The 16,822-nt window shown below is 51.3% G+C and carries 4 protein-coding genes; all 4 read right to left on the reverse strand.

Annotation, left to right across the window (positions count from 1 at the left end; genetic code table 11):
- Nucleotides 1-7: 7 nt before the first annotated feature.
- The gene (locus tag ACWHAR_RS16100) at nucleotides 8-1,318 is read right to left on the reverse strand and encodes an aminotransferase class I/II-fold pyridoxal phosphate-dependent enzyme (protein WP_032872843.1); all 1,311 of its coding nucleotides are present in this window, start codon (nucleotides 1,316-1,318) and stop codon (nucleotides 8-10) included.
- A gap of 121 nt (nucleotides 1,319-1,439) precedes the next feature.
- Nucleotides 1,440-2,171 (reverse strand): surfactin biosynthesis thioesterase SrfAD, encoded by a 732-nt coding sequence (gene srfAD / locus ACWHAR_RS16105; RefSeq protein WP_007609310.1) that lies wholly within the window; start codon nucleotides 2,169-2,171, stop codon nucleotides 1,440-1,442.
- Nucleotides 2,172-2,190: 19 nt separating this feature from the next.
- Nucleotides 2,191-6,027, reverse strand: coding sequence for a surfactin non-ribosomal peptide synthetase SrfAC (gene srfAC, locus ACWHAR_RS16110; RefSeq protein ID WP_032872840.1), 3,837 nt, complete (start codon nucleotides 6,025-6,027; stop codon nucleotides 2,191-2,193).
- A 34-nt stretch (nucleotides 6,028-6,061) separates the two neighbouring features.
- Nucleotides 6,062-16,822, reverse strand: coding sequence for a surfactin non-ribosomal peptide synthetase SrfAB (srfAB, locus tag ACWHAR_RS16115; protein ID WP_057766253.1), 10,761 nt, complete (start codon nucleotides 16,820-16,822; stop codon nucleotides 6,062-6,064).

Below are 16,822 nucleotides of genomic sequence, written 5' to 3' on the forward strand. Positions count from 1 at the left end.
TTTTTTGTCAGCCTGATATTTCCGCCTGTTTCTGCAGCTGCTTTGCTTCCTGATAAATTTCTTCGAACAGATCCGCGATGTGTTCCTCTTCAACACATGAAAATGCGATTCGCAAATCGGTTTCATTAATGGATATCGTCCCGATTCCTCTCTTTTCAAGCAACGACAATCTCAATTCGCCGGCGTTTATGTCTTTCAGCCGGACACACATGAAATAACCAGAGTTAAACGGGTAAGGCGTCCATACGTCATCATAGTGCTTGTTTTCTGCAAGAACGGCTTTCACTTTGTCAGCCCGTTTTTTCATGATGTTATATTTCAGCGATTTTTCTTTCTCGTATTCCGGTGACTGCATCGCCCGCAGCATAAACGTTTGGGACGGATGCGGGGCGCTTGAAATCGTCCCCCTGATAATCCCTTTTGTTTTTTCCTCGAGCACGCGCAGCGCTTTTTCGCTTTTTGTGCTGTACGTAATAAAACCGACGCGGAAGCCCCACGCGTAATTTTCCTTCGTCGCGCCGTCTATTTTCACGCAAAGCACCCGGTCGTGCACTTGGGCGAGTTTGCTGAAGATGGATTCCTGAATGGCAGTTTCATCGTAAAACAGATTGTAATACGCATCGTCTACGAGCACGACAATCTCTTTGCCGGCCTCCGCCGCCTCCAAGATCACGCTGACGATTTCTGACGCTTCCTCTTCCCCCGGCGTATAGCCTGTCGGATTATTCGGGAAATTCAGCACAACAATCGCCTTTTCTTCCTGCTTTTTCAGCAGCTCGGACAGCCCCGCCGCATTAAAACGCCCATCCTGCTGAAAAAGCGGGTATGTCTCAATGGATGCCTTGCGCCGGACACCGAAAATGAAATTGTAATTTCCCCAATATTTATCAGGCAGAAGCAGTGTATCCCCTTCATTGACGAACAAGTCGGCGGCGATGCTCAGCCCGTGTGTTAAAGCGTTTGTCACGATCGGCGTGCTGATGTCTTTGCCGGCTAATGAAGGATTTTCGAGACGCATTTTTTTCAGCCATTCCTGTCTGAGCGGCTCTTTTCCCTGCGGCGGAGCATAATCGTAGATATCATCGGGGTTATAGGCGGACAGTGTCTCTTGAATATGGGAAAAGTGCATGGACTCGCCTTGTGAGGTGGCAATCCCGATCGTGGCATTATACTTTCCGGCCCTGGCTTTCGCTTCAGCCGATTGTGTCAGCACCCCTTTCGGATAAAACAACTCTCTGCCCAAATCAGAAAGCATATGAAGCACGTGCGGGTTTTCTTCAGATAATGTTCTGTTCAGCTCTTTTGCTGCATCATTCATGTACGACAATCCCTTCAAAATTATATTCCATCAAATCATAACATAAAATTTTTGATAAATGAGAAAACGCGCGGGCGGATTTTGTTACAAAAAACAGACAGCAAATGCTGTCTGTCATATCCTATAACAATTGGCCTGCCGTGCTCCTGTTAATAATCTCATAGATTCGTTCCGCCACTTTTTCAGTTTCACTTAATATGAACATGTGGCCGTCCGAAAACTCATGAAATACGGGATTGTCGGCCCATTTTTTCCATCCGTCCGCATCTTTGATACATTTTTTATCTTTCCGCCCGTTAAAAATATGGACGGGTGATTGAATCATGTGAGAATCAGACGGACGGAAGCTTTCAAGCGCGCGGTAGTCGGATCTGAAAGAAGGCAGGAAAAATGACATGACCTCCTTATTCTCCACTAACTCCTGCGGCATTCCGCCAAGCTCGATAATATGGGCGAGAAATTTTTCATCATCAAGATGAGACACTTTTTTCCTTTCCACATGCGGCGGCTGAATGGCTGAGATGATCACGGCCTGCGGGTAAATGCCCTCCCGCTCCAGCTTTTGCGCCAGCCTGAAAGCGACCATGCCTCCCATACTGTGGCCGAACAGCACAAACGGGCGGTCAGGATGGAGATTCAACTCCTGCTTGTATAAACTGACAAGCTGTTCAAAATCCTCAACGGGGGACATTTGATTTGTTCCGTGTCCCGGCGGTTCCGCGGCAAGCATCTCACACTCACCTTGAAGATAGGTGTGGAGCGGGCGGAATGATGCGGAATAGCCTCCTGCGAACGGAAAACAGATAAGCTGCGTTTTTTCTGTGGTATCGAACGATTTAAAGAGCTGGACCATTGGCGGGCTTCCTCCTTTTCTATCGTGAAGTTGTCAGCTTCAGATGTTCCTTCCTTAGGAATTCGAGCAAATATGCCGCATTCCTTTCGAGACATTCTCCCTGAAGCATTTCTGCGTGCGTGCCGCAGCCTTTTTTCACACGGTATTCACCTGTCGTGGCTTCCTCCCACGAAGCGAGCCACGGCGGCATCGCAAAGTCCGGTTCTGACGTTAATAGATCTATATCCGCTTTGACCGTGCCGGTGCTGACGGTATGCACGAAATAAGAATAAAACGCGTTTGTTTTTTTGGCGAGCCCTTCTTTGACGGCTTCGTTATTCAGCGCTTCATTGTCCCTGTTTACCTTCATCAGCGCCTGGACATCACTTTCTACGGTGCGGCCTTCTAAGTCGCTGATGCCTTGTTTTTTATAAGAATCAACCATGATCAGCCGCTCCACTTTACGTCCTTCGGCTTCAAGCCGTTTGGCCGTTTCAAAGGCGAGCGTACAGCCTGCCGAGTATCCGAACATCTTGACCGGTCCTTCCGGCTGGAGCTGATTGATCAGCTCTGTGTAGCGTTCGATGCGGTTGTCTTCCTCGATAAAATCAAACGCACAGATTCGATAGCCGGACAGCTGTTTTGCCAGCGGCTGGTACATCAGCCCGTAACCGAGAACCGGCGGGAACGTAAACAGTGTGTCAGACTGATTTTTATTCATGATGGTGAGATCTTTCATACCTTTTTCTTCACCGTGAAGCAGATAACCGGCAATGTCTGCGATTGTCGTCGCTTCGAATAACAGCTGCACCGGAATGTCCGTACCTAGCTCTTTTTTAATGCGCGACGCTGCTGTCATCGCTTTTAAGGAATGGCCTCCGAGCGCGAAGAAATCATCATGAATCCCAATCTGCTGTCTGCCGAGAATGTCGGACCAGATGTGCGCAATTGTTTCTTCCGTCGCATTTCGAGGCCCGATCCATTCTTTCGCCGCCTGAGTCTGATCCGGTTTCGGCAGCTGCCGTTTATTGACCTTCCCGTTTGTCGTTAACGGAAGCTCCTCTAAGAAAGTAAAGGTTTGCGGCACCATGTAAGCAGGAAGCTGTTTTTTCAAGTGCCTCTTTACGTCTTCAGCTGAAAGCGGCGTCCGGTTCACGAGGTAGGCGTTGATTGATGCATCTCCGGACTCATGGCGGTCCGCAACAACGACCGCATCTTTCACACCCGGGTATTCCTGCAGCTGCTTTTCGATTTCTTCAAGCTCAATCCGGTGTCCGCGTATTTTGACCTGGTCGTCAATACGCCCGGCGTATTCAATTGTTCCATCCGGCAGCCAGCGTGCTAAATCCCCTGTGCGGTAAAGCGTTTCTCCCGGCTTGAACGGATTTGGAATAAACGTTTGCTTCGTCAGGTCATGACGGTTCAGATACCCTTTTGATACACCCATTCCGCTGATGCACAGTTCACCGACAGCTCCAAATGGCTGAAGCTGATTTTGCCCGTTAAGAATATAAACACTTGCATTGCTGATCGGCTTTCCGATCGGCAATGAGGAAATGGAATCCGGGATATCATGCACGACGTGAGCTGTCGCAAACACCGTTCCCTCAGTCGGCCCGTAGCAATTAATCAGCTTACCAGGCCCCATGATCTCAAGCGCCTTTCTGACGTGAGGCACAGACGCGCGCTCACCCCCGAATAACACACAGCGAAGCCCCTTCAGCCACTCCTCTCCCGCATCGGTGAGAAGATTAAAAAGTGCGGTTGTCGCAAACATGACATTGACATTCTCCTGCCGGATCAGATCAGTGAGCCGTTCTGTATCAAGCAGTGTATGTTCATCTGCGATAATGAGCCGTGCCGCATTCAGTATTGATGCGTAGAAATCAAAGGTAAATGCGTCAAAGGCGTAATTGGAAACAGATAAGAACGTATCTTTTTCAGAAAATGCCATGTAATCTACATGCTTGACCAATCCTTGAATATTGGCATGAGTGGTGATATTGCCCTTCGGCTTTCCGGTTGTGCCGGATGTATACATAATATACGCCGGATCATCGGGATCAATTGCGGCTGCAGGATCGCTTGCCTGTTCCTCAAACCGTGCTTGATCATCGATGATGAGTGTTGTTCCTGTATACGGCAGCTGAGCCGCTTTTTCTTTCATCTCCTGATGTGTCAGCAGACAGGCTGCCGCACTGTCAGCCAGCATATACGAGATTCGGTCTTCCGGCAGCTTCGGATCAACCGGCAGATAAGCCGCTCCCGCTTTTAATACGCCGAGAATGCCGATCACCAGTTCAAGCGAGCGCTTCGTGTACAACGCGACAACGGAGCCTTTGCCCGCACCTTGCTTTTGCAAACGGCGCGCAAGACGGTTCGCTTCCTCATCTAATTCACGGTAGGAAAGAGTCTGGCCGGAATACGTAAGCGCCGGCGCATCAGGATTTACATTCACCGCTTCCTTGAACCAATCCGTCAGAGGCTTCGCCTGATGAGTCTGAGCCGGCGGGTTTAAGCCGGTAAGCAGAAGCTCTCTTTCCTTTTCATCAACAAGTCTGATCGTATTGACAGGCTGATCCGGCTTCTGGATGAGCTGCTGAATCGCTGTGAGAAGCTGAGATTTTAAGCGCAGGATAAACGCCTCATCAAACACATTCCCGTTATAGGCAAGCTTAATCAGCATCTCATCACCTGGAGAAGCCAACAGGTTGAGATCATAATTCGATTTCTCAAAAACGTGTACATCCTCCATATCAAAGCCGTTTTCACTGTTCTCTTCATTTTTTGCATCCTGAAGCGGATAATTTTCAAACACAATGATGTGGTCAATCAGCTTTGGCTGATCGGCTTGGCTTTGGATGTCATAGAGCGGCACATATTGATGCGGCTCAGACTGCAGCGATTGCTCCTGCAGCTGCTTGAGCAAGCCGGTAAATGTGGTATCCCCAGACAGCTTCACCCGCCTCGGAACAGCATTGATAAACAGCCCGACCATATGTTCAACGCCTTTGATTTCTGCGGGACGCCCGGAAACGACTGTGCCGAAGATCAAATCGCCGGACTGCTGGTAGCGGCTGATTAATACACTCCAAACCGCCTGCAGCGCCGTACTCAAAGTGGTATGCTGCGATTTTGCAAGCTCGGTAAATGCTTTTGTTTCCTCCTCCGGCAGTGAGAAGAGCAGCTCATTCGGCTCATAGCCGTCCTTTTGTTTCTTTCTTTGCTCCGCAAATGTCGTTTGTCCTTCAAAATCTTCTAAGTACCCGCGCCAGTAATGCAGTGATGCTTGTTTATCCTGCTTTTCAAGCCACTTGATATAGTCTTTATACGGTTTGACCGGCGGCAGGCTGTACGGCTTTTGTTCGCGCAGGGCATTGTATACCTTAAACAGATCCTGCACGACGATGCCGAAGCACCAGCCGTCCAAAATGATGTGGTGGTAGCTCCACACCCATTCAAAGCTTTCTTCCGATTTTTTAAAAATGGCTGCCCGCATCGGAATATCCCGCGTCAAATCAAAGCCCTTGATCTTATCCTGTTCTTTGTATTCATTGATTTTGGCTGTTTGCTCGCTGTCCGTTACATGTGTCAGATCGATTTCTTCTATCTGAAACTGCCGTTTTTTCAATACGACTTGGACCGGCCTTTTTACTTTTTCGTGAATGAACACGGTACGAAATACATCGTACCGGTCCATAATCACATTCATGCTTTCTTCAAGGCATTTGATATTCAAGCTGCCTTTTACTTTCATTGTCATTTGTTCGATGTAAAAACTTTGGCCGGGATTCAGGAGAGTATGAAACAGCATTCCCTCCTGCATCGGCGACAAATAATACATGTCCTGAACTTGATCTTTTTTGAACTGGCTCATCTGCTCCGCTCCCCCCTTCTGTGATCTGTTTTTGTCACGTTAAATTCTCCTCAAGCATGTCAAAGATGTCTCCCATTTCATCCATCTCAAGATCCTGCGCGCTGAAATCGCTCGGCGTAAATTCTTTCTCCTCTTTGGCCGTGCAATGGCGGATGATCATTAAGAGATTGTCTTTAAACCGCTGCATCTGTGTTTCGACGGTGCTTCTTTCATATTCTTCCTGATTGTATGAGCAAGAAATGACGAAGCGGCCGCCTGTAACCATCCCGCTGAAGCTCAGTGCGTATAACGCCTCTGACTCTTCGCTGACTTGACGTCCCATATCGTATGGAGACGGCTCAAACCATTCCGTTTTCACTTCATTGTCAAACTGCCCCAAGTAGTTAAAACTGATTTCAGGCGTGACGCCTCTTTCTGTTTTATCGGATGACAGATACCGGAGAATCCCGTATCCTACACCTTTATCAGGAACGCGCCGCACCGTCTCTTTTACCGTTTTAATGACGGAAGAGACGCCGTCTTCCTTGCTGATCTGCAGAATCAAAGGATATTGGGCCGTAAACCAGCCGACCGTCCGTGAAATATTGACATTCGGTATGATTTCTTCCCGGCCGTGTCCTTCTAAGTTGATGCCGACTTTGCCGTTTTCCGTCCATTCACCGATCGTTAAGCCGAGCGCGCTGAGCAGAATGTCGTTGATTTCCGTTCCGTACGGATGATGAACATCTGTGAGCAGCTGCGCCGTTTCTTCCTCAGTCAATTCACATTTCACGGCCGCCGTATGTTTGACGAGCCGTTTGTTCGGATCATGATCTTTCGGCAGCGGCTGGAGTTCTTCCGCATCTGCCTGCGCCCAATAATCCGCCTGCTTTTTCAGCTCTTCTGATTGCGCAAATGTGTTCAGCGCCTCCGCCCAATCTTTAAAGGAGTGGGTTTTCTGCGGGAAGACGATGCTGTTTTGCTGCTGCGCCTGTTTATAACCTGAAGCGAAATCCTCAAGCAGAATTCTCCATGAAACCCCGTCCACGACGAGATGGTGAATCGCGATTAACAGATGATCGCCTAGTTCTGTCCGGTATTGCTCCGCTTTTAACAGCGGACCGTTCTCCAGATCCAGACTTCCCTGAAGATGATCGGCAAGCCGCTGAATCTGGCTTTTCAGCATATCCTCGTCAGTTCCGTACAGATCAACGATGTCAAAGCTTGCCTTGCATTCTGTGACAGGGAGGTATGTCTGAATGATGCCTTCCCTTTCTTCACGGTAAACCATGCGGAGCGCATCATGGTGTTCAATCAATGCTTGCAGGGTTTTTTCCACCAGGTCCGGATCAAAGCCGTCTTTCGCGTGAAGCATGACGGATTGGTTCCAGTGGTGTTTGTCGGTAAAGTTTCGTTCAAAGAACCAGCGCTGGATCGGCGTTAACTCCGCTTCGCCTTCGACAGGTCCCTGGTCGGCCTGCTTGCCTTCCGTCCGCTCCACATAAGAGACGAGCTCTTCGATGGTCGGATGCTGGAAGAGATCCTTCATCTCCAGCTTGTAGCCATGCTGGTTCAGACGGCTCGCCATTTGGATGCCTTTGATCGAATCGCCGCCGAGCGTGAAGAAATTATCGCTTACGCCGATCTGGTCAAGACCGAGCACTTCCTGCCAAATGTCAGAAAGCAGCGTCTCCATCTCCGTTTCCGGCGCTTTGTAAGCGGCGCTTCCCGCTTCAATGTCCGGTGCCGGCAGGGCTTTTTTGTCAATCTTTCCGTTTGCGGTGACCGGAAGCTCGTCCATCTCCACCCAGAACGCCGGCACCATGTAGTCAGGCAGCGTGTCTTTCAGCGCGGATTTGAGCGCTTCAATATCGTCCTGCCGAGGCGCGACATAGGCGCAAAGCGCGGTATTGCCCGCTTTGTCTTCCACGGCCGTCACCGCTGCGTCGTGAACGTCCGCAAGCTGGGCGAGGCGGACTTCGATTTCTGAAAGCTCGATCCGGTAGCCCCTCACTTTGACCTGCTGGTCGATACGGCCGATGTATTCAATGCCGCACTGCGCGTTCCATTTGACGAGGTCGCCGGTCCGGTACATGCGCTCGCCGGGCACGAACGGATCTGCGGTAAACCGCTTCGCCGTTTCTTCTTCACGGTTCAGGTATCCGCGCGCCAGACCGCGGCCGGCCACACACAATTCACCGGCAATGCCTTCCGGCTGCACCTGATCGCCGTCGCCGAGAATATAAACTCTCGTATTGGCAATCGCCCGTCCGATCGAAAGCGATCCTTCCTCCGGATTGATGACGCCGCTTGTCGCGACGACGGTGTTTTCCGTCGGTCCGTAGTTGTTGACGATCGTGTACGGCTGTTTCACCGCCCGCTTCAGCTTGTCGCCGCCGACGAGAAGCATGCGGAGAGAGGTATTTTCCAGCTCCATAAATTGTTCGGCCAGCTGCGTCGGCAGGAAGGTGATGGTCACGCCGTTCTCCTCGAAATAGTGATTTAAGCGGGTGATATCCAGCCGGATCGCTTCGTCAATGACGTGAAGCTCCGCGCCGATGGTCCATGCCGGGAACATTTCCCAGATGGAGGCGTCAAAACCGAAGCCCGCGTATTTGGCGCTTTTATCATCCGCCGTCATGGCGAATGCGTCGTGATGCCAGAAGCACAGGTTCACCAGCGCATGGTGTTCGACCATGACACCCTTCGGCTGCCCGGTCGTTCCTGACGTGTAAATCATATAAGCGAGATGATCCGCCGTTGTTTCCGTCTGCGGGTTCGCTTCATCGTTTTCATCAAGCGGCAGGCTCAGAATGGAGCGTCCGCCGTCAAGCAGAATCGTTTCTCCGTTGTAGCTTTCCGGTACGTCCAGCGCTTCCTGTGTGAGAAGGAGCTTGGCGCCGCTGTCCTGCAGAATGTAGCTGATGCGCTCTTCCGGGTAGTCGGGGTCAATCGGCACAAATGCCGCGCCCGCTTTCAGGACGCCGAGTACACCCGCGGCCATTTCCAAGGACGGTTTCGTCAAAATGCCGACACGTTTGTCAGCCGTGACGCCGCAGTCCATGAGAATGCGTGCGATGCGGTTCGCCCTTGCGTTCAGCTCGCCGTACGTCCATTTCGCGCCGTTGTATGCCGCGGCCGGCCGGTTCGCGTAGCGGGCGGCCGTTTCTTCAAAGAGACGGTGAACCGTTTTGTCCCGCGGCACAGAAATTGTTTTTCCTTTCCATGCATCAAGGAGAGCTTGTTTTTCAGCATCGCTGATCAGTGAAATCTCAGGCAGCTTTCTGTCCGGGCTTTCTGCCGCTTGCTTCAGAATCCGCAGGAACCCGGCGCTCCACTTTTCAATTGTTTCTTTTTTAAACAGATCAGCCGCATATTCAAACTGAAGGCCGAGGCCTTCTTGATCCGTAAACCCGCCGAGTGTCAGATCGAATTTCGCCGTGCCTTGGTTCGACTCATACGGAGTGATGCGCAGGTTCTCCAGTTCCAGTGTTTCTTTATCCGGATCTTCTGTCGTCACCATCACCTGGAACAACGGGTTGCGGCTCATGTCTCTCGGCAGGTCAAGCTTTCCGATCAGATCCTCAAACGGATAATCCTGATGCGCCAGCGCGTCGAGATTGGTTTGTTTCACCTGTTCGAGCAGCCCGGCGAAGGTTTGCTCTTTGCGCGTTTCATTGCGAAGCGCAAGCGTATTGACAAACATCCCCGGCATTTCCTGAACTTCGGCGCTCGTTCTTCCGGCGGTCACCGAGCCGATAATGATGTCGCGCTGCCCCGTGATTTTGCTCAAAAAGACATGGAACGCGGCGTGAAGCACCATATGAAGAGTCGCTCCCGATGATTCCATTAATTCACGCACCGCTTTTTCCGTTTCACACCCCGCTCTGAAACGGACGGATTGTCCTTTAAAACTTTGGACCGGCGGACGGGGGAAATCGGTCGGCAGATTCAATTCAGGAAGCTCGCCGGAAAATGCGGAGAGCCAATAACGCTCATTGTCTTTCATCCGTTCGGCCTGCTCAGGTTCATTCTGCCAGACGGCGAAGTCTTTATAGTGCAGGTTCGGCGACGGCAGACTTCCCCCTTTATAAAGGTGAGCGAGCTCTTTGACCAGCATGCTTCTGGACACGCCGTCGGCAATAATATGATGCATATCCAGCAGCAGCAGATGTTTCTTTTCATTCAGTCTGACAAGAGCGGTCCGAATGAGCGGAGCCGCGCTCAGATCAAACGGCTTAATGAATGCCTGAATGATAAGATCCGCTTTCTCCTCGTCCGCTGCTTCAAAGATGTGCAGGTCGATGTCAGCCTGTTCTGCGATCTGCTGCATCGGGCGGCCGTTTTGATCGATAAAGGACGTCCGCAAAGACTCGTGGCGATTGATCATCTGATTGAGGGCTTCCTGAAGCCTTGAAATATTGACTTCTCCTTCCATCAGAAGAACGGACGGCATATTATAGCTGATTGTCTCCCGGTCAAGCTGGTTCAGGACGTACATCCGTTTTTGGGCGGATGATAACGGGTACGCGTCTGCACTGTCTGCCGGTGTGATCACCCGATATCCCTCAGATACCGCCGATTTTTCGATATATGCGGCAAGCAGGCGGACAGTCGGCTGTTCGAACAGCGCTTTTAACGGAACCGTTTTGTCCAGTTCAGCCTGAATATTGGCGAGGAGCATCATGCCTTTTAAAGAGTGCCCGCCGTAATCGAAGAAATTATCGTCGATGCCGAGCGTATCCGTACCGAGTGTCTGTTTCCAAATGCGGCACAGCTTTTCCTCCAATTCCGTTTCCGGCAAGGCTGAAACTGTTTGCGCCGTTTGGCTGACGCCCGGTTTCGGCAGGGCGTTTTTATCAGTTTTTCCGTTGGCTGTGAGCGGAATGCGGTCTACCTGCACGAAATAGGCCGGAAGCATATGAGACGGCAGTGTTTCGGAAAGCTGTTTACGAAGCTCAGAGCCTTTCAGCTCGCTGCCGGCTTTATAGTACGCGCACAGTTCCGGCAGCCCGCCTTCGCTGACTGCGAGAACGACCGCCTCCTGAATGCCGTTTACGCTTAACAGCACGGTTTCAATCTCTTTTAATTCAATGCGGTAGCCCCGGATTTTCACCTGATCATCCGCACGGCCGATAAATTCAATCGTCCCGTCAGGAAGCCTGCGGACGACATCTCCCGTTTTGTACATCAGGCTGTCCGGTGAAAAAGGATTTGAGAGAAATTTCTCCGCCGTCAGCTGCGGACGGTGAAGATATCCTCTTGCAAGCCCCTTCCCGGTAATATAAAGCTCGCCGCTTGCGCCCGGAGGAACGAGCTGCATTGCTCCGTCCAATACAAGCGCGCCGGTATTCGCGATCGGGCGGCCGATGACGGGACGCTGCTCATATTGATCAAGGCGCTCCATATTGATCCGTCCGGCAATGGCGCCGATCGTCGTTTCCGTCGGCCCGTAGTGATTGATGAAGTCGGTATGGGCGTATACGTCATGAAACTTGCGGACATCGGACGTGATGATCTTTTCTCCGCCGAGCACCACTAAACGAAGCGGGCTGAAACGGCGTTCTGCCGCAAAACGGGCTGTATTGACGATCATATGGAACAATGACGGCGTCAGTTTCATATACGTAATGCCGTTTTTCTGTATATACTCACCAAGCTGATCAGGCGCGGTGTACGTCTCTTTCGGCACAATGTGCAGCTCGCCGCCCGCCTGAAGAATAGGGAATATAGCCGTATAGCCGAGATCAAATGCGTAAGAAGACAGCAGCACGGATTTGTCAGCTTCGGTCAAACCGGCTTCACGGCTGAACCATGTGACATAATTGATTAGATTGCGGTGCTCCAGCTGGACGCCTTTCGGTTTGCCCGTTGTTCCCGAAGTATAAATGATATATGCAAGCTGGTCGGCGCCGGGCTTCGTTTCAAGCCGGTCGGCGCTTTCGTTCTGCCATTCTCCGTCTTCCATTACGACCGTTTTTCCTTTATAAACGGCGGCCGCGGTCATGTTTCTCTCATTGACGACCAGAAGCTTCGTTCCGCTGTCTTCGAGAGAGTAGCGGATTCTCTCTTCAGGAGTCTCCGGATCAATCGGGAGAAATGCCGCTCCGGCTTTCATGACGCCGAGAATCGCGGTAATCAAGTCGGCCGAACGATCCATCATAATGGCCACGATGTCCTCACTGCCCGTTCCGCAAGCCTGAAGGTGGCGGGCAAACCGGTTCGAGCGTTCATCAAGCTCACGATATGTCAGACTTGTTCCGCCCGCAACCGCCGTGAGATCAGGCGTTTTTTGCGCTTGCCGTTCAAACAGCGAAACAAAAGTGCCCTCAGGCAGATCCGCTTCCGTACGTTTTTCATCAGAAAGGAGCGCTTCCCGTTCAGGAGCGGACAGCAGGCTTGCGTCGGCCAGCTGAATATCCGGATTTTCAGCGCAGGCTTTAATCAGATTGACAAAATGAGCACTCCAGCGGCGGATGGTTTCGTCCGCAAATAAGGCTTTCACGTAATCAAAGCTCAATCCGACCTCTTCTCCGCGTTCAGCCGCTTCTAAGGAAAGATCAAATTTAGCGACATGATGATGCATGGAGTATGAAGAAATCTCCAAATCTCCGAGCCGCAGGGCCGGGATCTCCATGTTCTGCATATTAAATAACACGCTGAACAGCGGACTCCGGCTTGTGTCCCTCATTAACGGCAGTTTTTCAATTAATTCTTCAAGCGGATAGCTTTGATGCTCAAAAGCTTGAAGGCTCGCTGTTTTCACCTCATCCAGAAATTGTTTGAACGTTTTTTTGCCGGCAGGATGCGACCGAAGCGCAACTGTGTTGACAAACATGCCCGGCACGTCTTGGAGATCAGGATGCTGTCTACCGGCCGCCGGAGACCCGACTATGATGTCTTCCTGCCCCGAATATTTGGACAGCAGCACTTGAAAAGCGGCTAACAAGAACATGTACATCGTCGTATCCGTATCAGCCAGCAGCTTCTTAATCTGCGCCGTCACCTGTTTATCAAGCCCGAAGATGACGCGTTCCCCTTCAAAACTGCGCTCGGCAGGACGCGGGAAATCAAGCGGCAGATCCAGCACCGGCAGATCGCCTTTGAACGTCTCAAGCCAGTAGGCTTCGTGCTGATCGAGATTTGCTTTTTCACGCTGCCAGACTGAAAAATCCTTATAATGAATCTTTGGCAGCGCAAGCTCCGTGCCTTGATAAAGCTTCGCAAGATCACCGATGAAAATGCCCATTGAGCTTCCGTCCGTAATAATGTGGTGCATGTCAATCAGCAGAAGATGCCGGTCTTCTTCAAGCCGGATCAGCTTCGAACGGACAAGCGGCGCGCGGTTGAGCGCAAACGGTCTGATAAAGGCTTTTGTCAGCTCTTCTGCATCTTCTTCCCGGCCCTCGGCGGTTTCAAGCTCAAACGACACATTTTTATGAATGGTCTGCACGACTTCTCCATCTGCCATGTCAAACGACGTACGCAGTGTCTCATGACGGTTGATTAATGCCTGCATGGCCTCCTCAAGACGCTTTTTGTCTACTGATCCTTCCAGCAGAAGTACAGCAGGGACGTTGTAGCTCGTGCTGGCCTGTCCGAGCTGATTAAGGATATACATCCTGCGCTGTGCTGAGGAAACAGGATAATGCTTCTGATAAGGCGCTTGTCGGATCGGTTCAAACTGCTGCTCCTCCTCGCTCTCATGCTGCAAATAATGCGCAAGCTCCTGAATGGTCGGCTTTTCAAATAACACTTTAATCGGCACTTCTTTTTGAAAGTGCTCCTGAATTTTAGCGGTCATCATCATGGCTTTTAAAGAATGTCCGCCAATCGTGAAGAAATTGTCAGTCACACCCGCTTTTACACCGAGAATGCCTTCCCAAATGTCCGCGAGTTTCTGCTCCGCTTCCGTTTTCGGCGCTACGTATTCTTTTTGAACAGCTTCAGCCTGAGGCTCAGGCAGCGCTTTTTTATCAATCTTTCCGTTCGCCGTCAGCGGAAACTGATTCATCTGGATGAAGTGCGCCGGAATCATGTATTCCGGAAGTGATTCCGAAAGCGTTTTGCGCAGGTCTTCCGGCGAAAGGGCTTGGTCTGCGGTAAAGTAAGCGCAGATTTCATTTTCATCCGCTTTATTTTTCCGGATCACAGCCGCAGATTCCGTCACATTCTCCGCCTGGCTGATTTTCGCCTCGATTTCGCCGAGCTCGATTCTGAAACCGCGGACCTTTACTTGGTTGTCAATTCTGCCGAGAAACTCGATCGTGCCGTCCGGAAGCCACTTCGCCAAGTCCCCCGTCCGGTATATCATTTCATCCGGTCTGAACGGATCGCGTAAAAACTGCTTCTCCGTTAATTCAGGCAGATTCACATAGCCTCTTGCCACTCCGCTTCCGCCGACGCACAGCTCACCGGGCGCGCCGATCGGCTGGAGGCTGCGGTTTTCATCCATAATGTACGCAGTGGAATTTCCTATCGGCTTCCCGATCGGGATCGAGCCGTCGTAGTCCTGATCAATGAGAAAACTCGTCGAAAACGTCGTATTCTCCGTCGGCCCGTAGCCGTTCCAAAGCGACAGCTCCGGTGATGCCTTCCTCACTTTGCTGACGATATGCGGCACAAGCGCATCACCGCCGATGATGAGGTGCCGGAGCGTGTTAAACATGCCGGCATCCTTTTGGGCAAGCTGATTAAACAGCGGAGACGTCAGCCACATGGTCGTGATCCGCTGCTCTTTCAGAAATTGGGCGAATTGTCCGGCGTCAAGCAGCGTCTCTTTTTTCACCGGATGCAATGACGCTCCGTTCAGCAATGCGCCGAAGACTTCGAAGGTTCCGGCATCAAAGCTGACGGCTCCCGTTTGCGCCATCCGGTCTTCTTCATGAACCGGCACGTAATTCGAATGTTTGACGAGCCTGATGATATTTCTGTGTTCAATCATGACGCCTTTCGGTTTGCCGGTCGATCCGGATGTATACATGATATACGCCAAGTCGTTGCCGCCAGCGGGGAGATTCAAGTCTGTTCCGCTTACCGTTTCATCCGCGCTTTCATCCAGCATGACGACCGGGACTTGCAATGCGCCCGCTTGTTCTTGATATGCCTGAACTGTCAGCACGAGCCGAATCGAGCTGTCTTCCGCCATAAAGCGGAGACGGTCCTCCGGAAAAGCCGGATCAATCGGCACATATGCGCCGCCTGCTTTTAGGACGGCAAGCATTCCTACAACGGTTTCCGCAGACCGGTCGTTCATAATAGCGGCGGTCCGGCCTTTTTCCAGCCCGCTCTTCACAAGGTGTCTCGCCAGGCGGTTGGCCGCTTCGTTCACTTCACGGTAGGTCCATTCGCGTCCCGCTTCTTTTATCGCGATACTTGCAGGCGTCCGGTTTGCCTGTGCTTCAAACAAACGGTGAACGGCCTCCTCTTCCGGAAGCGCCGTTTTCGTATCATTGAATACCTCAACAATCTGCCGCTCTTCTTCACCTGAAACAAGGCCGAGTTCCCGCACGGGCGCGTCAGGCGTTCCGACCGCCGCTTTCATCATGCGGGTCAGATGATGCGCCGTTCGTTCGATGGCATCATGGGCGAAAGCCGCTCCGTTGTATTTGATTTTGACAGTCCACGTTTTTCCCGGATACACGATGAGATTGAAATCAAAGCTCGTCTGCTCAAAAGCATGTTCAACTTTAATGGAAAATCCGAGTCTTTCCTCCATGCCCCCGTTTTCCAGCTCTTTGTCCAGCGGATAGTTTTCAAACGCGACCAAATGATTTAAGAGGCTGCCGTCCAGGGCGGAGCGCTTTTGAATGTCATAGAGCGGCACATAATCATAGCGCTCGGCTTCCACGGCGTTTTTCTGAACTGCCGCCATCACGTCCGAAAAGGCTGCACCTTTGTCAATCTTGATTCTGACGGGAATCGTATTGATGAACAGCCCCGCCATCGTTTCTATGCCGTTGATTTCTGAAGGACGGCCTGATACAACGGTGCCGAACACCACATCGTCTGTATAGTTGTATTTGCTGAGCACCGCACCCCAAACGGCCTGAAACAGGTTAGGCCCCGTGACTTGATGCCGGTTGGCGGTCTGCTGAATCTGTGCGACCAGCTCTTCATCCCAGACAAAAGAATATTCTTCATTTTGGTAGTCTTTCTTTTCTGCTGCCAGACGGCCCGGGAGCAGGCTCGGCTGTTCGAAATCCGCCAGGCGGCTGCTCCAATATTGTTCCGCCTCCTCATAATCCCGGCCTCCGAGCCATTTGATATAGTCAGAGTAAGGTTTGCCCTGACTTCCCCCGGCGGGCCGGCCGGCACGAAGCGCTTCATAGTTTTGAAACAGGCTTTTCATCAAAACGCCCATACTCCAGCCGTCCATGACGATATGATGATTGCTCCAGACGAGATACAGCTCCTTCTCACTGAGTCTGAACACCGCCGCTTTAAAGAGAATATCCTTCGCCAGATGAAAGCCCTGCTGCTGCACGCCGCGTTTATAGCGTTCAATATATTCGGTTTGGCGCGCTTCATCTAATTGACTGATATCTTCATAGTGCACCTTCGTCTTCCGCTCCGCCAATACGACTTGGCGCGGTTTTTGAAGCTGCTGGTGCACGAATACCGTACGCAGGATGTCATATGTCCGGATCAGCTCATTGACGCTTTTTTCAAAAAGCTCCAGCTGAAAGCTTCCGTGAATCCTAAGCTCTAATTGTGTGAAGTAGGAGGAAGAATGCGGATCAAGCAGCGCATGATACAGCATTCCCTCCTGCATCGGTGTGAGTGCATACACCTTTTGAATTGATTTTTTGCTCAT

The organism is Bacillus sp. LR--39, from assembly GCF_053613335.1.

Bases quoted from the DNA above. Each gene is read 5' to 3' on its own strand.
- ACWHAR_RS16100 (WP_032872843.1), bottom strand. From the start codon at position 1,318: ATGAATGATGCAGCAAAAGAGCTGAACAGAACATTATCTGAAGAAAAC.
- srfAD (WP_007609310.1), bottom strand. From the start codon at position 2,171: ATGGTCCAGCTCTTTAAATCGTTCGATACCACAGAAAAAACGCAGCTT.
- srfAC (WP_032872840.1), bottom strand. From the start codon at position 6,027: ATGAGCCAGTTCAAAAAAGATCAAGTTCAGGACATGTATTATTTGTCG.
- srfAB (WP_057766253.1), bottom strand. From the start codon at position 16,822: ATGAGCAAAAAATCAATTCAAAAGGTGTATGCACTCACACCGATGCAG.